Source organism: Bradyrhizobium sp. Kon69, from assembly GCF_055807515.1.
Window position 1 is genome coordinate 1 of record NZ_JBVVOS010000306.1, and the last position, 283, is coordinate 283.

The 283-nt window shown below is 51.9% G+C and carries 1 protein-coding gene; it reads right to left on the bottom strand.

Features of this window, described 5'->3' with window-relative positions:
• Positions 1 to 64: 64 nt before the first annotated feature.
• Positions 65 to 283, bottom strand: a 219-nt coding sequence (locus tag AC0L3U_RS39260; RefSeq protein WP_473365100.1) for a hypothetical protein, incomplete at its 5' end; no start/stop codon positions are given.

The following is a 283-nucleotide window of genomic DNA, read 5'->3' on the forward strand; positions in this document are numbered from 1 at the left end:
CTGCGCTTGCCAGCTCGCAAAGTCGCCGTAATTTGCAGCGTTTTGGGCTAGCGACGTCCCATGTTCAAGCGCTATATCGCTTGGCAACCCGCCCATCCACTTCAAGCACGTAGATTTTAAGACGGTCATTTGACATCAGTCCCGCGAACGAAGCCTGGCTCATCTGACGATGCTCTGGCTTGGTATGAAACCCACTCGCATGAACGGATGCGAACTCAGGAAGCGTGTGTGAGGTGGCCTCTTCGATTTTAAATGAGTGCTGGTTCAAGATGACGTTATCGAT